Origin of the sequence: Sulfurisphaera javensis, assembly GCF_041154675.1 — an archaeon.
Taxonomy (GTDB): domain Archaea; phylum Thermoproteota; class Thermoprotei_A; order Sulfolobales; family Sulfolobaceae; genus Sulfurisphaera; species Sulfurisphaera javensis.
Map to the genome: position 1 here is coordinate 1,928,619 of NZ_AP031322.1, position 20,604 is coordinate 1,949,222.

Annotated in this window: 16 protein-coding genes; 8 read left to right on the forward strand and 8 right to left on the reverse strand. The window is 30.0% G+C overall.

Features of this window, described 5'->3' with window-relative positions; translation table 11 throughout:
* Positions 1-20: 20 nt before the first annotated feature.
* Complete coding sequence (locus tag ACAM25_RS10695; RefSeq protein ID WP_369609712.1) at positions 21-884, forward strand: zinc ribbon domain-containing protein; 864 nt, start codon at positions 21-23, stop codon at positions 882-884.
* Here the strand turns inward: ACAM25_RS10695 and ACAM25_RS10700 are convergent.
* Together ACAM25_RS10700 and ACAM25_RS10705 are read right to left on the reverse strand one after the other, a co-directional pair.
* On the reverse strand, positions 877-2,325 hold the full coding sequence (locus ACAM25_RS10700) for a sugar porter family MFS transporter (RefSeq protein ID WP_369609713.1): 1,449 nt from the start codon (positions 2,323-2,325) through the stop codon (positions 877-879). The genes ACAM25_RS10695 and ACAM25_RS10700 overlap by 8 nt on opposite strands.
* Before the next feature lie 374 nt (positions 2,326-2,699).
* On the reverse strand, positions 2,700-3,359 hold the full coding sequence (locus ACAM25_RS10705; RefSeq protein WP_369609714.1) for a hypothetical protein: 660 nt from the start codon (positions 3,357-3,359) through the stop codon (positions 2,700-2,702).
* 174 nt (positions 3,360-3,533) lie between these two features.
* Here ACAM25_RS10705 and ACAM25_RS10710 point away from each other — a divergent pair, with 174 nt between their 5' ends.
* Positions 3,534-4,469: a sulfur oxygenase reductase family protein gene (locus tag ACAM25_RS10710; protein ID WP_369609715.1), complete on the forward strand. Its 936-nt coding sequence runs from the start codon at positions 3,534-3,536 to the stop codon at positions 4,467-4,469.
* 228 nt (positions 4,470-4,697) lie between these two features.
* Here ACAM25_RS10710 and ACAM25_RS10715 read toward each other — a convergent pair whose 3' ends face one another.
* Both ACAM25_RS10715 and ACAM25_RS10720 read right to left on the reverse strand, forming a co-directional pair.
* Entirely contained in the window at positions 4,698-6,158 is a 1,461-nt protein-coding gene (locus tag ACAM25_RS10715) for an MFS transporter (RefSeq protein ID WP_369609716.1), read from the reverse strand.
* A gap of 308 nt (positions 6,159-6,466) precedes the next feature.
* Positions 6,467-6,919, reverse strand: a complete 453-nt coding sequence (locus tag ACAM25_RS10720; RefSeq protein WP_369609717.1) for a hypothetical protein — start codon at positions 6,917-6,919, stop codon at positions 6,467-6,469.
* Between the two features lie 327 nt (positions 6,920-7,246).
* Between ACAM25_RS10720 and ACAM25_RS10725 the strand changes: the two genes are divergently transcribed.
* Entirely contained in the window at positions 7,247-7,933 is a 687-nt protein-coding gene (locus ACAM25_RS10725; RefSeq protein ID WP_369609718.1) for an ABC transporter ATP-binding protein, read from the forward strand.
* Here the strand turns inward: ACAM25_RS10725 and ACAM25_RS10730 are convergent.
* The 4 genes from ACAM25_RS10730 to ACAM25_RS10745 form a co-directional block, all read right to left on the reverse strand.
* Positions 7,926-9,059: an ABC transporter permease gene (locus ACAM25_RS10730; protein WP_369609719.1), complete on the reverse strand. Its 1,134-nt coding sequence runs from the start codon at positions 9,057-9,059 to the stop codon at positions 7,926-7,928. The two genes, ACAM25_RS10725 and ACAM25_RS10730, sit on opposite strands and share 8 nt — an antisense overlap.
* Positions 9,059-10,225 carry an ABC transporter permease gene (locus tag ACAM25_RS10735; protein ID WP_369609720.1) on the reverse strand — a complete coding sequence of 389 codons (1,167 nt, stop codon included), beginning with the start codon at positions 10,223-10,225 and terminating at the stop codon, positions 9,059-9,061. Before ACAM25_RS10735 ends, ACAM25_RS10730 begins: the two co-directional genes overlap by 1 nt.
* The gene (locus ACAM25_RS10740; RefSeq protein WP_369609721.1) at positions 10,222-12,675 is read right to left on the reverse strand and encodes a hypothetical protein; all 2,454 of its coding nucleotides are present in this window, start codon (positions 12,673-12,675) and stop codon (positions 10,222-10,224) included. Before ACAM25_RS10740 ends, ACAM25_RS10735 begins: the two co-directional genes overlap by 4 nt.
* Positions 12,676-13,044: 369 nt before the next feature.
* Positions 13,045-14,634 (reverse strand): hypothetical protein, encoded by a 1,590-nt coding sequence (locus ACAM25_RS10745; protein WP_369609722.1) that lies wholly within the window; start codon positions 14,632-14,634, stop codon positions 13,045-13,047.
* A 478-nt stretch (positions 14,635-15,112) separates the two neighbouring features.
* Between ACAM25_RS10745 and ACAM25_RS10750 the strand changes: the two genes are divergently transcribed.
* The 5 genes from ACAM25_RS10750 (at position 15,113) to ACAM25_RS10770 (ending at position 20,181) form a co-directional block, all read left to right on the forward strand.
* Entirely contained in the window at positions 15,113-16,564 is a 1,452-nt protein-coding gene (locus tag ACAM25_RS10750) for a hypothetical protein (protein ID WP_369609723.1), read from the forward strand.
* A 975-nt stretch (positions 16,565-17,539) separates the two neighbouring features.
* Positions 17,540-17,944, forward strand: coding sequence for a hypothetical protein (locus ACAM25_RS10755; protein WP_369609724.1), 405 nt, complete (start codon positions 17,540-17,542; stop codon positions 17,942-17,944).
* Positions 17,935-18,762, forward strand: coding sequence for a hypothetical protein (locus ACAM25_RS10760; RefSeq protein ID WP_369609725.1), 828 nt, complete (start codon positions 17,935-17,937; stop codon positions 18,760-18,762). Before ACAM25_RS10755 ends, ACAM25_RS10760 begins: the two co-directional genes overlap by 10 nt.
* Positions 18,759-19,592, forward strand: coding sequence for an ATP-binding cassette domain-containing protein (locus ACAM25_RS10765; RefSeq protein ID WP_369609726.1), 834 nt, complete (start codon positions 18,759-18,761; stop codon positions 19,590-19,592). The genes ACAM25_RS10760 and ACAM25_RS10765 overlap by 4 nt, the downstream gene beginning before the upstream one ends.
* The gene (locus ACAM25_RS10770; protein ID WP_369609727.1) at positions 19,579-20,181 is read left to right on the forward strand and encodes a hypothetical protein; all 603 of its coding nucleotides are present in this window, start codon (positions 19,579-19,581) and stop codon (positions 20,179-20,181) included. Before ACAM25_RS10765 ends, ACAM25_RS10770 begins: the two co-directional genes overlap by 14 nt.
* Positions 20,182-20,604 lie beyond the last annotated feature (423 nt).

Below are 20,604 nucleotides of genomic sequence, written 5' to 3' on the forward strand. Positions count from 1 at the left end.
AAGAAATAGAGTTGTAAAAAATGAAAGTTTGCCCACGATGCGGTACGGTAAACGTTAATGAAGCAAGATATTGTAAAAAATGCGGATTTTATATAGAGAAAGTTTGCCCTCACTGTGGTTATTTGAACGTGAAAGATGCAATATTTTGTGCAAAGTGCGGTTCACCATTAGGAATCCTATGTCCTAGATGTGGAAAAGTTAACGTATATGAGGCCAAATTTTGTGCTAAATGTGGATATCCATTAACTCAACAAACAAGGAATATTAAAGTCGATACTGCAACTACAACGAGAAAAATAGAAGTGCCTATGACACCAACAATAAATATACAACAAGCAATGAAAATAAGAAAGAAAGAGAAACAAAGACTAAGTATAATCTCAGCTGTAGCAGTAGTAATAGTTGCAGTTTTAATAGCTTCACTCATTTTCCATGGTATAAGTGTTCATGACGCAGTAATAGGCGTCAGGCAAATGTCTATCACTGAATTAGATTCAGTTTTAGGCGGAAATTGGATTGCTTTATCTCCAGTTTATACGACTAACATGAACGTATTTGATAAGATATTCAATTACTCCATTCAAGGAGGGATTAATGGCTATTATCAATACTATGGTTATTCTAATTTTACAGCCTTTGTAGCATACATTAATTTTACTAGTTCGAACTACGCTAAACAATTTTACGATAGGTACTCTGGTATAGTAACTACAATTAATACTTATTCAGTTAAGATTATTAAAGCAAGCTACGCAATAGTCGGAGTTACAGCTTTCGGAAAATATATTATATATATAGAGATTTATGCTGACGAAAAAAATATTATAATACCTTATAATACAACTCAAATCGAAGAACTAATTTCTTATATGGAGATCACCTGATTGCTTCATGTTCTCCATTTATAACCAATTCCCTTCCTTCTTTCATTTTAGTTAATGGAACCTCATTAAACATCCTTACAATTTCCTCTAATGATAACCCTTTAGTCTCTGGTATAAAGAAGAATACAAAGATTAAAGCTGCTAAATCAAGAGCTGAAAAGATAAACATTGAGCCAGCTAATCCTACACTAGACAACATTACTGGAAAAACTTCAATGAGGGCAAAATTAGCTAGCCAATCAATCAAAGCACCTATAGATGCCATCCTCCCTCTAACTCTCGTATCGAAATATTCAGCTTGTATTAACCATCCAGTACCTCCAACACCATAAGCAAAGAAAATAATAAAACCAGCAAAAGCTATTAACATACCAATATTAAAACCATACAGTGCTGAGATACCACCGATTACATCAAACGCTAACATACCAATATAAGCAGAAATTCCTAGATTTCTTCTCCCTATTTTATCTATAAATTTAAACGCAATGAAAGTTGCGGCAACATTAATCACAGCCAATATAGTAGATTCAAGAACACCATCAATAGCTGAATAAACTGGATTAGTAGTAGAACCAAAAATATGAAGTTTAGATAAAATTATTGGACCATAATAGAATGGAACATTTATTCCAGTTATTTGCTGAAAAACTAGCCACAAGCCCACCAGCAGTAAAGCTTTCTTAGTTGCCGTATCTAGTTTCATACTCATTTCACTTTGAATTTCCCTCCTAGTTCTTTCAAGCACATCATCAGAAACAGTTATCCCAAACTTGCCTAAGTCCCTCTTTAACCTATCAAACTGACCAGAATAAATTAACCATCTTGGGGACTCTGGCATCATAAATCTAAATATTAAACCTAATATGGCTGGAATCGCAGCTAGACCAAGAATTAATCTCCAGTCTACAGTATAAGCTAATGAGGGTAAGAAGAAAAGAATAGTAGAACCAATTAAATAAGAACCTAAAATACCTATAGTAATCATCCACTGTTGCATAATGGCTAAAGTTCCTCTTTTATCCTTTGGAGCATATTCTGTAATATATGCTGTAGCAACAGCAGAATCTGCTCCAATTGCTATTCCAATAATTGTCCTCATTATAAGCAACATTGTTCCATTTATTGTTAATGCTGAAAGAATAGCGGCTATAGTATAAATTGCTGCATCAATAATTAATAATGATTTCCTTCCGTACCTGTCTGTATAAAAATATGCAATTATTGTTCCTATTGCCGCACCTAAGGAAGCACTAGCAATTTCGTAACCCAATAGAAAACCTGTATAGCGATAGGGAGCAAACTCTGCTGCCGTACCTATTACAGCAGTATCATACCCAAATAGAAAACCTCCTATAGCTGCCAAAATGGTAATGATCCAATACAATCTTGTTACCTTTCTTGAATCTAAAATTTTCAAAAGGTCTTCATAAGAGGACATTGCAAAAATATATATCACTTTAAGCTATATAAAAATTAGTAGATTAATTAAATACATCATTTAGCAATATGAATAATATAATTCTATTTAAATATTAGAATTTTCTACTTTAAACTATTATTTATATTAAAATAACTAAAAATTAAGAGTTTAAATCTATGATTTATATAAAGATAAAACAGCCATAGTATATGTTATAAAATTTTGAGATTAGTTTTTAGTATGTACAACAATAATAAGGCAATACATGATTATATGTAGTTTAATATAATGAAAATAAAGGGGATATGATTAAACTTAATACTACTCACTCTGAAATTAAGTCCCTTTAATATTATAAATCTGATACTTAAAAAGACATAATATCGAAACAATTAACTCAATACCTGAATTACCTTCTTCCAGTCTTTGTCATAAGCTTCAGAAAGTTGTTTAAACATTGGATTATTCACTATTTCTTTCACAGCTTGTATATCTAAGTTCTTAATTATCCCTTTTTCTTTTAACTCTAAGACTAGATAAAGCACATTTAATTTAATATGATAATTTAAACTTTTATCTTTAAGTAAATCAACTATTAATTTTTCATCGATATCCTTAACTAAATCTAGCTTAAGCATTTCTGGTAAAAGACTCCATGCTCCTAGCCTAGTTAAAGGATCAGAAGATAAAGCCTTTTTATAACTCTCAATTTCGTTTTTTAGCAAAGAAAGATCTATTACTCCTTCTTTATATAAATCTATTCCTATCCACCATGCATTTATATCTCCTTCCCTTAATGCTTTTACAAAACATTTATCATCAGCCTCACTTCTTTGAACTAACCCTAATTTCAAAAGTTTAGGTAAAAGTTGCCATGCATGTAATACTATATCTAAATCCTTGTCGCATAGAAGACTTATGAAAAAGTTTATTTTACTTTTAACCTCATTAATGCCTAGTACATTTACAAGATAATCTACTTTAAACCATGCATCAAGTCTATCGTATTTATTTTCACTAATTAGTAAACTCTTATATACTTCTGTTATCATATATATAAATAGATATACTTTTAACTATATAAAATTATCTTGTAATTTATGATATTTAGATTAGATAAATATTTTTTATAATCCTCACATTTACAAAATTTTGATATAAGTGTTTTAATAAGATTTAGAATATTACATTTAAATTTGATAAATGCAAGTATCTATTTGAGAACCATGCCAAAACCCTATGTTGCAATAAACATGGCAGAAGTTAAAAACGATCCCAAAACATTAGAACTCTTCGGAAAAGTAGGACCAAAAGTATGCATGGTAACAGCAAGACATCCAGGTTTTGTAGGATTTCAAAACCACGTACAAATAGGAGTAGTTCCTATGGGAAATAGATGGGGAGGGGCTAGCTTAGACATGAGACAGAACTTAAGTAGTATAATGTTAATGCAATACACTTTCTGGAGAGATTGGAAAGATCATGAGGAAATGCATAGGCAAAATTGGGCTAACTTATTTAGACTTTGTTTACAATGTGCTGATCAAATGATATGGGGACCTTATGAACCCTTATATGAAATAGTTTACGCTGATATGCCATTAAACACAGAAATGACAGATTTCACAGTAATGGTAGGTAAAAAGTTTGCTGCTGGGGAAGCTGTTTCAATACCACCAATATCACAACCTTTTGGAAAAAGAGTAGTTGCATTTGGAGAACATGTAGTTAAAGAGGGATTAGAATCTCAGTTTGAAGAAGCTGCAATAAAAGTCTTACAAGCGTTCAAAGCAGCTCCAGGGTTCTTAGGAGGGATGATACTTAAAGAAATAGGCGTATCACCATTAGGAAGCCTTCAACTTGACTCAAAAGGATTCCATCAAATTTTAGAGACAGCAAACGGAATGGATGTGCCAGAACCAAAGACAATTTATGAAGCACCAGAATTTAGAAATAAACCACAGAGATATATAGTTCATACAGAATGGAGCAATACTGATGCATTAATGTTTGGATTAGGAAGAGTGCTAATTTATCCTGAAGTCAGACAATTACATGATAAAGTTCTTGATACTCTAGTATATGGACCTTACATAAGAGTGTTAAACCCAATGATGGAAGGAACATTCTGGAGAGAATATCTAAACGAATTTCATCTTTAAATCTTTTTCTTCTCTTCCTACTTTAAATTCTTCAACTATTCTGATATTAATAATAAAACTCTTGGGATTATAATTATTAATCATAACCTCTTTAAACTAACTTAAAATCTTGTAAGAATAATTCAATGAACTAAAACCTAAGACTATAAATGATGATCTCTTTAAAATTAAATAAATCTCAATTTTATTCTATTCATTATTTAATAATTTTATGATTAAAAACAAGCGTTAGCCTACTTTTTGTCCTTGATTAATCTTTATATCCCTAGTCATTGATCCAATTATTACCATCAATAAACCAGCAACAGAAGCAATTAGGAATGTTAACTGGAAAGCAAAATCGGAAGGAATTTGTATTGGCATATACATGATATCACCATTAACTGGCATTGGATAAATCATGTAAGTGTAAAAAGTTGAAAGTAAAGAACCAGCAACAGAAGGACCAAAAGCACCTCCAATAAGTCTAAATACAGTATTCATTCCAGTAGCTACTCCTAAAACTCTCCTATCTACAGAGAAAGTCAGAATGTTTATTAAAACTACATTAAGCATTGCTGCTCCCAATGTAGCTAGTGAGGAAAAGAGTATGACATTCACTATTCCAGCCTTAGAACCAGCAGAAGCTATGAGAGAAAGAAAGAAATAGAAAACTGACAGAATTACTGAAGCTAAAACAATTACTAGTTTAGTCCCACTCCTTACAATAAGTCTTGATGCAGTAAGTGCACCAAATATTTGCATAAATGATACAGGCCACATTAGTAATCCCGTGGTCAAAATATCGAAACCAAAACCTACCGGAGAAGGCAATTCAAGAAGGTAACTTAAAGCTTGATAAGCCATAAAAATACCAAAACCAGCAACGAAAGCAGCTAAATTTGCAGCAAAGACATTTTTCTCCTTTAATAACTTTACGGACATTAATGGAAATTGTACTTTATTCTCGTAAAAGATAAAAGATACGAATAAGCCTAAACCCAAGAAAACAGTTGCAAAGAAAGGAAAAGAAGTCCAACCCCATGTTGGAGCTTCTGATAAACCAGCAACTAAAAGGGCTAATGAAGTCCCTAGTATTCCTGCACCAACATAATCGATTCTTGTGTTTGGATTTGTATATCTACTTTCCCTTATGTATTTTGCTGTTAGATAAGTAAGTAAAATGACGAAGGGAATAACAAAATGATAGTTGTATTGCCAACCAAGATCTTGTGCGACAGTAGCTGCTATAGGCAAACTAATAGCTGAACCAATACCAAACATAGCACTAACAATTCCCTGAGCCCTTGGTACTAAATAAGGTGGAAATTCTTCTCTAATAAGACTAAAAGCTAAAGGAAACATTCCTAAACCTATTCCTTGAATAGTCCTAAAGATCACAAACAGTGTAAAGTTTGGAGCAAACCCGTTTAGTGTTACAGCTATTGTATAAAGAATCATGATGTATACTAACACTCTTTTCTTTCCATAAATATCACCAAGCTTACCAACAATAGGATTAGCTACAACACCACTAATCAAATAAGCTGTTAAAACCCAACTTACAGTTGCTGAATTTACATTATAATCTTGTGCAATAGTTGGCAAAGATGGTACAAGCATTGCTTCAGTATACATTACAGCTATTGCAATAGGTGCAAGTATCATCAAAGCCCGATAAGCGTACTTCAAGTCATAATTTTCGGACATAGGTGATATATCTAGTCAGATATTAAAAAGTTGAATTCAGAAAAATTAAACAAAGAACTTTTAAGAGTCGTAAATGAAGCATATACTACAATTTCCTTTTTATAAGCCTATATAAACTACTTGTCTTCTCTTATTTGAGAATACAATCTTCTGATTTTAGGAATTGTTAAACTCATTCATCAATAATAAATCTCTACTTACGAGAAAACAGTATTTTTATATCCTCTGTAGTGTAAAAATAAACACTAGGCTGAAGGAGGTTAAACCATTCGTCAACGTTTTTACAATATTCTCCTACCAATTTCCCTTCAATACACAAAAGTTCTTCTCTTATAACTCCAGCAATAAAGTCTGCTGATGAAACCCAAATCCTTTCCACCTATATTCACTTTTATTTTACTCTTCACACCTTTTATCCACTTATGAAAATTATTAATAATGAACATCTTTTCACTATCAGTAAGTAAGGGATTCCTATCGTAAACTATGGTAACGTCGCTGGGTTTAAACGTGAGTAATATTTCATTTACGTGATAAGCCACTAACTTTCCCCAGATTGTTACGGCAAGCTCACCCTTTATCTTCTCATATTTTTCTATTATTATTCCTACAGAAGTAACGTAATTAGAAAGAAATTCTATGAATAATCCCTTTGCATTAGTTCCTTCAAGCCTATTCGCTTTAGGTAAGCTTTCTGAATATTTCAAGACTTTAAATTTTCCAAACAACTTCTTTGGTATTTTGGCATTAGTTCTTTTCATACTCCTTTTCTTTTAAGATAGCAGATATTCCTAAAATATAAGGGTTTTCATCTGATGGGTTTCCAGACTCGTCTACAGCAATAATCACGAGAATAAGTAGAAATTGGAATATAAAAATGCATCATCCTGTCCGTATACCCGGACAGTCCTCAATTATATATTTTCCGAAATGTTATAAAAAGCTTTGTTTGAAATCGTGCCGTTACTGTGACTTTTAATTTCTAGCATTTATAAATTGTTTCATCTTTATATAGAGATTAATAATGTCTTAAATCCTAATGTCGCACTCATGAAAAAGCTTATTTTTTCTCTTTTCACCTTTTTCTTGTGTATATTGTAGAACTTTACAATGTAAAGAAGATTTATAAAAGTGGGAATAGGGAATGGATTGGATTAAATGACGTTACTCTAAAAGTAGAAAAAGGAGAATTTTTAAGCATTATTGGTCCTTCTGGATCTGGAAAAACAACACTCCTTAATATAATTGGTTTAATGGATTCTCCTACTTCTGGTCATGTGATAATTGATGGAAAAGATGTTACTTATACTACAGAAAAGGAAAAAGCATTGCTGAGAAACAAATACATTGGTTTCGTTTTCCAATCTTACAATCTAATATCATTTATGACAGTTTACCAAAATGTTGAATTACCTCTTATAATTGCTGGGATTGGTGAAAAAGAAAGAAGGGAAAGAGTAATGGAAGTTTTAAAAACTGTACCAGGTTTGTTAGAGTTAAAGGATAAAAAACCTAACCAACTCTCTGGAGGACAACAGCAAAGAGTTGCAATTGCTAGAGCCCTAGTTACAGACCCACCCATAATCTTAGCTGACGAGCCTACAGCTAATTTAGATACTACAACTGGACAACAAATAGTTGAATTATTCCGTGATATAAAAGAAAGATTAGGAAAAACGATAATTATGGCAACTCACGACCTTGAAATGTTAAAGTACTCTAATAGAATAGTTTACATTAGAGATGGAAAAATAGAAAAAGAAGAAGTTAAGTAACTCTTATAGCTTCTACTGGGTTTAACCTTAGTATTCTTATCACAGGATAAATTCCTCCCACAATAGAAATTAAAACACTAACTCCTAAAATCTCCAGTAATTGGTTAACATATATTATTGGCGTATAGCTTATTTTAAGCAAAATTATTTGATTAGTAATATAAAGACCAATAAGTATTCCTAGAAAGCCACCAACAATACCTATAATCACGGCTTGAAGCAAATACACTACACTTACTCCTCTTCTTGTCATTCCTAAAGCTAACATTATACCGATTTCCCTAATCTTTTTATTAAAAGTAATTACTAGTCCAGCAAAGTTAGTAATAACACTAGTTAAAAAACCAACAACAACTATACCATATAAGTAAACTGAAAAATAAGTATATTGACTTGCAATTTCAGAAGCATAAACACCTGGTGAATACACCGTAACGTTATATATATTTTCAATCTCCTTAATAACTAGGCTATCATATTGACTACCTTCAGTCACTATTACTATAAATGAATAGTTAGAAGTATTGAAAACCTTCTCTGCTAAAGTTAGAGAAGAATAAATATAAAGCGTAGTAACCGGGATAGAATAAGAGATTTTGCCAAATCTCTCAAAAATAGTTCCACTAACATTTATAACTCCACTTACAAAAGTTGTTATAGTATTTTTACCTTCAATTTGAAGAACCAAATTATTAGAAACAGGGACATAGAAGTTTACTGGAACATATATTCCTTCACCTAAGTTAGAAACGCCAGAGAGTAGAGTATAAGACAAAATTATGCTTAAGTTGTCTATTCCGAGAAGATAAGCCCGATAATTTTGACCATTTAACTTTAAATAAACTGTACCATTAATAGCTGGATAAGCGCACTTTACATATTTTAAACTAGAAAGGATTGAAACTTGTTGACTTGTAAAACTACCTTCGTTAGGATAAACTATAATTACGTTAGGCCTTAAAAAAGCGTATATTGATTCTATACTCTTAACCATTCCCTGAGACTGAGAGATAACGATTACAGTACTTGAAATACCTACAATTAAACCAAAAATTACAATCACTAAAATTAATTTTCTTGATGTTAAATCTTTTAACGATATTGAAAGAATATCTTTAACTTTCATTACTCAACCCTCATCATATCTGCTGGTGTCCTCTTGGACAACCAAATAATAGGATAAGTACTACCTAATATAGATACAGATACGCCGATAAGGAAAATCTCAAAGATCTGATAAAGAGAAATATAAGGAGTATAAGATGAAAAGAAGTAAGAAAGAAGATAACCAGCTAAAATGCCAACTACCGAACCTATAGCACCAGCAATAAATGATTCTAAAGCCTTCACAGTAACAACAAGACGAATTCCCATACCTAAAGCTCTAAATATTCCAATTTCCCTAACTTGATTAAAAACAGTCAAACTCCTTATAATACTAATTACAAACACTGAGATAAGCGAAGTAATTAGTGTAATTATATAAGCATAAGAAACACTTATATCCTTACTCTTTAAGTAAGCCTTTGCTAAAGATTCAGCAGAGACAATTGCAAGATGAGAAAAGACCACGTTCACCGAGAATTGGTTAAACTGAATGATTGGTAAAGTCAAAGTATAAACATAATTAGCTACATAATTATCATAAACTGGATTATCAGTCTTTATTATAACTAAATTATATACGCTTCTACCAAGAATAAGTTCAGCTAATTGAAGAGGTATAATAACAGAGTTATTAGAAAAAGTCATGTATAATAATGTAGTTGTTGGATATGATATTATACCAGATACTTGAACGTTATAAGTAGAATGATTATATGCAATCTTAACATACTGATTAACTAAAGAAGGTGAAGGAAATAAAGTATATGGTAATAAAATTTGATTTGTAGTAGGAGTTGAGCCATAATTAATTGTATAGTTAGGGAAAATTGATAGAGTTGGAGTACCTATTATAGTAACATTCTTCTTAACACCAGCAATATCTAAACAAGCAGTAAAAATCATAACTGGAATAACCTTCTTCACGTGAGGAATGTGTTGAAAATAGCTTACCAGAGTTGAGTTTAAAAGAATCCCACTCTGGTAGTTTAATTCTTCTACAACAACAGTATTAGGACCAAGATAGAGAATAGAGTTCTCTACATAATTTATTAAGCCTTGAGAATTAGAAATCATATAAGATGAAATACCAGAAGTTATTACAACTATTAGTATAAGGAGAACTCCCATAACTTTATCAGAAAATAAAGAGGAAAAAGAAAACGAAAAAATATCCTTTATCCTCATTTTTTACCCCTTCTAATGCCCCAAATTATAGAAATAATCAACGCAATTGCAAGTCCGGCAATAATTATATCATACATAGATAAAGTAAAACCGTGATGAGTCACAGTTACTTGGGGTGCAACTAAATCAACATGAAAGTCATATGTATATGAAACTAGCTGACCATTTCCTTTGTAATACGAAATAGTTACTGGAATAGTATAATTACCAGGTTTACCAATAATTTCAACACTTTCACCTTGGGTTACAGAAGGTCCTACATCTCCAACTCCAATTACAGCTGGTGAGATAATCGAAATTCCAGGTGGAGTTTGAAAAACTATATTAACTCCCTCAGCTTCACCTAAACCATTATTAAATATGTCAAAGCTAAGAGAAGCCTCAACTAAGGAAGAGTTTCCCTTAATTATTGTGTATGTTGGAGCTTCAACCTCAATAAATGGTTCACCAACTCCAAATAACGTTATTGGATATGTATAGTTTAACAATACTCCATCATATATAAAAGTTAATGTAACATCTAAAGTGTATGTGCCAACACTACCATTACTAGGGGGCATAATTTCAACATGAAGTTGCTTTGTATAGGTTGCAAATTGTGATAGTGAAGGAACGATAAAGTACGTTGGAGTCACACTAACTGAAGAAGGAGTAGATATTGAGACTGTTACAAAGGTAACCTTAGAAGGAGAATAACCGAAAAGGTAATATGCATTATACGTTATGCTTAGCGTTAAGTTATTTTCCTTACCATACTGCACTGATGATGGAGAGATAGAAACAGTAAATAAACCAGCCAAGCTTGATCTAGATACCACTTCATAATTATATGATATAGAATAACTCTTTTCCACTCCATCCACATAATAAGTAAATGAATAAGTAATTGTTAATGAATTCCCTACACTTGATGGAACAAATATCTCAAAAGTTATACTAAGTAAATGATAAGGAAGCCATGAAGTAAAGTAAAAGTAATTATTCCCTACTATACTGCCAATTTGTGGCTTAACTGTTACATTTACATCATAGAGAGGAACACCAGCAGTATTATTAAATGATACTATTACAGAATTTTCAAATCCTGCAAATAATGATTGTTGCTGAAAACCTGGATCAACTAACTGAATTGGTGGTGGAGGAGATAAAATTTCTACTTCTTCTGGGTAAACTAAAGTTAAAACTTCATCTAAGGAATTTAGATATGTAAGTGTTATATTTATAGAAACAATTTCACCCTCCTCATTATAAGGTGAATAAACAGTCAAAGTAACTACAGCCTCATTACCAGGATATAAGACTGGAACATAACTAGAAGAAATTAACGATAATCCTTCCTCACTAGCAGTCAAATTATATATTGGTGAAGAACCAACATTTTTAACAGTTAAATTAATTTCTCCATTCTCTCCAGCAAACAAGGATGTTGAAATACCTAATAATTCAATCTCTGTTTGAGGATAAACTGAAACAGTAAAGTTCTCCCTTTGCGTTACAATTCCTGAATTAGTATACCATGTTAAAACAATTGGTATCGTATAAATTCCCTCTTTACCTTTAACATAAAAGTTAAAAGTTACAACCCCAGACTGCGAAATTATTTGAGTAAATGAATATAATTCATGACCTCCAGATCCATTATATAAGGTTTGAGGCAAGATAGCTTGAATTGCTAAGGCATTTAATTTAAAGGGAGAAGAATAAACAATTTGTAAAGTCATTTTTGGATCAGAATATAATGGCTGAATATAACTAGTTATTGAACGATTAGAAGAAACTAGAATAGGAACAGTAAAGTTATGATACAAGCCTAGATAATATGCTGAAACTTCAATATAATATACACCTGAGGAAATTGCCTTAACTTCAACTGGCAAAGAAAAGGAATATGATTGCTGAGAAGATATACTTGGAATAGTTACAGTACCAATAGGAAAGCTAAAGAAAGTAGAATTATAAACATGAAATTCAACAATTTGAGTAGGAGCATTGCCAAGATTAGTTAAGGTAAAGTCTATTGAATTATAGCTTAATACTCCATTAATACTTAGATTAACATAACCGTTTATATAAACTTGAATAGGAACGTAAATATAAAGGGGAGAAATTAAAGCATAAATTGTATAAACACCATCTCTTGCTGTAGGGCTAATATTTACAAAACCGGTAATTTGAATTGATTGACCAGGCTCCCAATTGGTAACATAATATGGTTGAAACGACCCACTGAAAGGACCGCTAAGAATAATTCTTATACATACAGTCTCATTTATTAATTTCCCCTCATTAGTTAACGTTATTGTTAAAGGCTGTAAAGTCATACCCGGAGCAACGACTTGATTTTGCCATTGAGAAGACCCAACAATATTATTACCAGCAGCAGAAAGAAATAACATACTAACAAAAGGTGATAAAAGTAAAAGAGATAATATAAGTAGACTTCTCTTCAATTTTCCTCATTACATAACTTATATGATTACTTAAAAACTTTATCATAAGACTAATCATTTATAAATCAACCATAGAAAAATTAACACTTACATTCTTTCTGGATAAATAAAGATAATAAAATTACATTGATTGAGAGTTATCATTACTTTATCTCATAAAGATATAAATTCTAAGGCATTACTGATCTATATCAAGATTGAATAAATGTTTATATTCGCTAAATAAGTAAACATTGAAAAGTTATAGAAATAATTAATACCTTAATAATGACACCACGCTTCCATTATTGCTTTCTGCACAACTTGCTTGATTAAAAAACATAAACTTACGTTTTGTAAAATTCATCTCTAAATTAAGATTAATTATCTTTACTTTCTCTTTTTCAGCATGAGCATTATTACTATTAATAAAACTACGACTATAGCTATACCAACATATAATACTGGGAATGAGGATGAAGGCGCTGTTGGAGTAGTTAAAGAAGGCGGTGCAGTAGTAGTAGTAGAAGAAGAAATCTCTACGAAGTTTAGAGTAGTGTTTAGTCCTTGTTTTCCTAAATAAACAACATAATATACGTTTGAATTCTTAGTGAAGAGAACTTCTAAAGGAGTTTTTGTATTATTTAACTCAACTGTCCTAGTTACATTTCCTAGCTTATTCAGTAGGATAAAGAACGTTTTATTACCATAACTTCCTAACAACACGTTAGGTATGTAATATGCATCGTTTGCAAAATAACCTAATACAATTTCAGCAGGAACTATATACGAGAAATTATAACTTGTTTTATAATGATAGGATTGAGAGAGAGTATATACAGTAACCTCATGGTTAGATAAATTCTCTATTAAAATATATCTATTATTAAAGAATACTCTATCTAGCATAACTGTCTCGTTAGTTGTCACATTTTCTATTTTACCATTAATTTTCTGAGGCTTTGTTACTTTTACAGTCTTAATATACAAAGGAATTTTAAATGCTAACTTTACACCGTTAATTATCGTATATATGTAAATGAAATTATGGGATTCAGTTATTAATACTGGCTCATTATCAAAATCAAGTAAGCCAACTATAGAACCATTTACAGCTTGTAAACTATATGCTTCTTCAACCTCACCATTCATCAAATTTATTTTTAATATTTCACCTTCTACTGGAAATACTGATCTTGTAGCATTTATAATATATAAAGTGTTGTTAAGAGCTAGATCCCATGTAACATTATCAAAAATCAATGGGACAAATTGGATGTGAGAGAGAGATAAAGTGTAAGTACGATTCCAAACAATACTACCGTTCCAGCCATAAAGAACTATAGAATAGTTTGCCAATTGAATAGGTCCAATTGGTTGAAAAATATGTTTATTAGAAAGTGCATCAATTACAATTATTCCGTCTTTTGAAAATAAGGGTGGTAAAATATTAGTACTGAAACTTATGTTCTTACTGTTAATCTCTACAATATATTTTCCTATAAACGGCCCAGATATATTTGCATATACTATTCCATGATGATTATCATAATTTAATGGATAAACATAATAAAAGCCTTTGATAGGTTGTAATTCAGTTATTCCAGTCCCATTATAGATATATATTGTTGTAGTTTCTTTAAAATTAACAAATAATTCCCTAGAAAAAGTTACAGTCTCTATATACAATTTACCATTTATTACATAAAGGTAACTATTGAAAAAAGCATATTTGTAAGGAACTTGTTGCTTTAACAAAATTAGTGGTTCATTTCCCTCTATCTTGACTACATAAAATGTTGAAGTATCTGAAGTAACGTTATATATGTTATAAGCAATGTAAACAGCATTATTATACCAAACTATTGAAGTTGGTATAATTTCCTCATTGGTTGAAACTATAGATAAAGTCATTGAGTTAACAACTTCAGCTGAAAACAAGAGAAATAAAATAGCTAAAATTAAGATTAAGCTTTTCATATATGTTAAAAATAATTTTGAATATATAAACCCTTTTGTAAAATAGTCTAAGAGACTTCTACATTAAAGATGTTTTTATTAATTCATAGATTATATGTGACTATATATTCTATATAGATTAGATCTATGTTACTCCTTTCAGACAGTTTCAAAACTCTTCAATTTAAGAATGCAAAAACTCACGAACATATTAATAATCTATTTATGGAAGAATAATTTATAACTAAGAAGCAGAATATTTATAGAAAAATAAGAAATTATTTTTTAAAATAAACTTATCTAAGAATAAAAAAGTAATAGATTAAGAATCGATTAAAAGTCTACACAGAAATGTTATTCGCTTTAATTTATTTAAAGAAGTCTTTAAGATTACTTTCATTAGCCAATTATAGTCATATATATTCTACTTTTAACTAAATATTCTATATAAATAAACCTTATATAAATCTTATGTATAATAGTATAATAGTGAAAATAGATGATAAATACCTTAAAAAGAAACGCTGTAATATTAATTATCTTATCAATTATTTTAACGTCAATAATAGCATATGAAGCCTACACGATTAATGAAACTTTTTCTCATAGCGTAAATATCTTCTTTTTGAGAAATAATCAACTTCTTCAAGGAGTTTCAGTAACATTATTTGCCTTCTACCCAACTTCTCATGGCACTGTTATAAAAAAGATCTATCAAGCTAGAAACGTAAAGTATGTAACATTACCTTTATCAAATCTAACATCATATGCAGAACATTGGATTAAATATTATAGATATAGAATCATACCCTCATTATTAGGATTTGCAACCTATACAGAAAGAAATAACAATAATACAATAACAGTTTATACTCAACCTTTTACGATACCTATATCACCTTATAATGTAACTCATGGAATAAGCGAGAGTTATATTATTCCATTCATAAATCCAATAGTAAAAACTGTTAAATTAAATTCATATGTTAATTCCTCTAATAATAACAATAAAGATTCATATACTTTTACAACCGTAACCACTACTGTTCCAAAAAACGAAATTACAGGACCAAATACTTGCATTGTCTTAAATAATGTCTGGTATTATCCATCACAGAATAGTTTAGGTCCAGTACCGTTAGCAGCTGTATATGTAACAAATTCTAACCTTCAAGATTATAGTGGAGCTTTAGCAGTATGGGAAAGTTCATCAAGTTCTAGCGGTTTTAGAATATCTTTTGGAGTAACATTTTTTGGAGGAGCAGCAAATCTGCAAATTATTGGAGCCTCAATAACTACAAGTAGTTCCTCAATGAGTTTGACTGTTGTTAGTCATTTTGGTGATATTAGCAACTCACAATTTGCTGAAATCTATACTTACGGTCAGATAGCCGTAGCTAACTTTACTGAATATCAATACTGTTATCTTCCTGGATTTTATTGGTCTCAACCTATAGGTAGTATAACTGAAGTATTCTTTACTGCTTTACAGCTTAATGGAACTAATTCAAATTACGTTCCAGCATTATATTCTACAAATACACCACAAATTCCAATACAAAAATTCTTCTCTTTTACAAACAATTATGTTCTCGTCAAAAATGATTCTATATCAGGTTTTACTTGCATTTACGATACGGCCAGTTCTTATCCCTATACTTCTTATGGCTATCTATCAGGTGGAATCTCATTAAGCCTAATCGTTACTATAGCTAAAATTATAGGACTTGCGGTACCTAGCTGGGTATCAATACTTGCGTTTGTAATATCACCGTATTTATATATAGGAACCTTCACACAAAGCATTAACTCCTTTGTAACAACACTATCTATTACTATTTTAGAACCTAGTGGAACATATAATATTTATATGCTATACTCAAATGCAACATACAATATAAATGACAATAATTATAGTATTCCAATAAATTACTTCTACATAAAAAATTAAAGAGCTACTATATTAATAAGTTATATTCTTTTTTATACTATATTGATCAAACTCATTACTAATATTTATCATCCTACTATCAAGTAGGATTTAGATATACGATATATAACATACAAAGTATAACCACTAATATCAATTTATGAATTCAAGTCGTTAAATATTAAGGAACAATACACATAGGATTTAACTTATACGATTTAACATCAACTCAACATCATTCTACTCGTTCAAATGAAAAATGACATCGATAAAATCATTGAAAGAGTAAGCGTAAATATCAGTAAAAAAGGTTAAACATAAGTGCTAGTTCTTTTTTCTATTAGTTAAATTTCAAGTGTTTCAGTTGATATATTAAAAAGGATAATAATGATAAAAGCTCAGATAAAATTCCAAAAAGCACTGGAGGGAGAAAAATTTTGAAACTATCTAGAGTTCTAAGATACCTACTAGTATTGCATAAAAGAAGAGTAAATTAAAACGAAGCTGGCAAAACTCCCTAAAGAAAATTCTTCGCTCTATATAACAATACCCTCCTTTATGTCATCTTTCAATATACTCTTTAACTCATCATCTTTCATTTAACACAACAAATACTCCATCATATAATCCTAAATAATCTCTTTTGACCTAAAGATCTATCATAAATATTGTTGACATAACTACAAATAACTAGTATATATAAATAGTTATATAAACTAAAAGTATAGAGCAAAATTTAAAAAGATTAATGTTTTAGCTATACTTGGGTTAGAGTTGATAAAAGGAAAGATTTTTGTATTTTTAATTATGTTTCTCCTTATCTTTTCAATCGTTTTCTTTATATTTTATTTTTATGTAACGTCGTATATAAATACTACATTTCATTTTAAATACATTCATGAAATTAAGTATACTCTTTATGGAATTTTTTATCCAGTAAATATTACTATCATTAATGAATCTAACACGTATCTTTATTGTTATAGTGATAAAGTAATGAGTATAAAATACAACTCTTCCAATCTAACATTAAGATTAGTAACAGAAGAATATAATGGAACAATTAAGCTTTTGAATAAGTCAATTAACCTTATTACAAAAAATATTTCAGTATCATCACATGCTTTAGTTTATCCAAAGGGTAACAAGTTCTTTTATTCAAGAATATCATTTCCTTTCATTTTCATACCAGTAGAGCATGGGACATTATATTATCTTCCAATTAAGCATGGAGAATACTTACTAATCTTCTCTGTTTCTCTTCAACTTGACGAATATTATGGCCCTGTTTCAGATTCAGTAGTACCAATACCTATAATAGCAGTATTATCATTTATATTATCACTTATTATTTCTCCTTTAATATATATAATAATAAGGAGGGTATTAAAATGGAAGTGACAAAAAGAAGGTATTTTATTTTTGAGTTGAAAAGAAGCCTTACATCTCTCCCTTCTCTCATATTTTACGCCTATATTATTCTTATGATAACATTTAATTTAATTGAAAGAATAACAGATCCTATAGGGGGTTCAAGTACAGCTTTAACAGATCTATACAATTTTATCAGCAGTAATGACGCTATAATTCAGCTCATTTATGTATTGCCTCCAGTAGTAGTATCTTTATACTATTTTAACTATGATTTTTTTAGAGGAGTAGAATTTAATTTAACATATCATTTTGGTATAAAATATAATGAATCTTTCTCTATCAAACTTTTTGCATATATAATAACACTTATTCTACCAGCTATTGCCTTTACATACTTTAGTAATGTAATACTTAATGGAAATTATCTCGTCGTACCACTAGTTAGAGAAATGCTATTATTTAATTTACTATTTACCTTTACATCGGTAATCTTTTTCATCATAATCTCAATCATTATTTCAATTTATATAAAAGCTAATATGGCTGCAATTGGTGCTCTATTAAATATAATTATTTATGGAGCCCTTCCATTTATTTTACTCAGCATAGCAATCCGCAATTTCCATAATTTAATTCTCCTCAAATATCTTGTCATATTATTTCCCTTCGTAGTTTACGATTACTTAAATGCCTATGAATTCTATGTCGAAATTTATCATGTATCATTTTTTGAATCGAAATTTTTCTCCCTTATCCCATACTTTATTGGAAATATTATTCTAGTTATCCTACTTTACTTCCTCTTTTTCACTATTAGTAGAAAAATAGAGGTGATAAGAAGATGATTGAATTAGTTAACTTAACTAAGAAATATGGTAAAAAAATAGCTTTAGATAGAATTACAGCAAAAATTGATAAAGGAATAGTAGGCGTTATAGGACCTAATGGTGCAGGAAAATCTACATTGTTTGGTGTTTTAGCTGGTGTTTTAAACTATGAAGGAGAATGTAAGATCTTTGAAATAGAATGCAGAAACACTAAGAAAGTTCATCAAATAGCTTCATTCTCTTTAGATAATCCATACTTCCCAAATGTAAAAGTCAAGGATTTATTACAATTAGCTGGGGTAGATAAAGAAATTATGTCAGAATTTCAGGCTGAAGAATTACTGAATAAGAATTTTAATTCTCTATCTATGGGACAAATGAAAATAGTGACTTTAGCTATAGCATTAGGTAAAGATGCGGATGTTTATATTTTAGATGAACCAACAGCAAATCTTGATGTGGATAAAAGAGATATTTTCTATCGTCTGTTATTAAAGAAAGCTAAGAATATAGTTATATCAAGCCACGAATTAAGCGAAATAAGCAATATATTAAATAAAGCTTTAATAATTAGAAATGGGAAAATTCTCTTTAATGGGACTTTACAAGAACTAATACAAAAGTATAAGAATACCTTTGTTATAAAAACCGATACCCCAGATATGATAAGAAAAATTTTTGGTGATAATGCATCAGTTTTCGGAAACTTAGTAATCATAGAAGGTTTATCAAGCATAGATGAAGTCTGGGAAAAACTAAAGAAATATGATGTAAATAATCATATTTTTGGAGTAGAAAAAGCTGATCTAAATATAATTTATAGGCGGATGGTTAATGATAACATTTGAAATCAAGAGAAGACTCCTAGACTCATATTATCCCTTAATAGTTTATCCCTCTACTATCATCTTTGCGTATATTATAGAAAGAGAATATATTGAAAATACCTTTGACTATTTAATATACTTTTTATTAATCATTCCGTCGGCAATCATATTTTCTTATATTACAACAGTTGAGATAGAAAATGGTGTTGGATTTACAGTAGTTTATGTATATGGAGTAACAAAAAGGGAATTCCTATTTTACAAAATATTATCCCTCATTATATTTCCAATAATCCCACTCCTTATTATTAATTCAATCTTTGATGAAATCCTAAACCAAACATTATCCAATTTACTTTATATTACTATACAAATCTTACTTATAGGATTCATAGGAACATTTTTCGGATTATTAGCTAGGAATTCAATGGTATCATTCCTCATATCAACTTTCCTTTCAATCTTTTATTTTTTCATCCCTAGCAAAAACATAATTTTAGATATATTATTCCCGTTCTTTGAGCAGAGTTACTTAAGTTTCCCATTACTCATTTTGTTACTCATTTTACTTTACTTATTGACATCAAGAATAGAACTAAGAAGACGTTAAAAAACTTGCAAGTTTATTACGCAATAGAAAGATTGTTAGTTAAGGTTAATTATACTATTTATGATAAGCATGAGGTTTATAATAAAAAGTGACAAACATTGCCTTAAAGAGTGTGCCTATATTATCGTTACTTAGGGTTAGAAGGCTAAAACAATAAGGATAAGATTATAGAAATAATTAATGATATTCTACAGAGATATAAATGTATTATCCTTCGTTCATAACTACATTATTACTCCTCTAGAGAACTTGGTTTCCTTATCACTTGGTTTATGCTCCTATGAAATCATAATATACACACTCTATAACCTGAATGTGCCAAACATTTTTGTTTTTACAAAATTTATTAAATAAATTAGGGATAAGAAAAACTATTATGACTTACTTTCTTCTATTTTTATAATCTAATTTTTTTACTTTCAA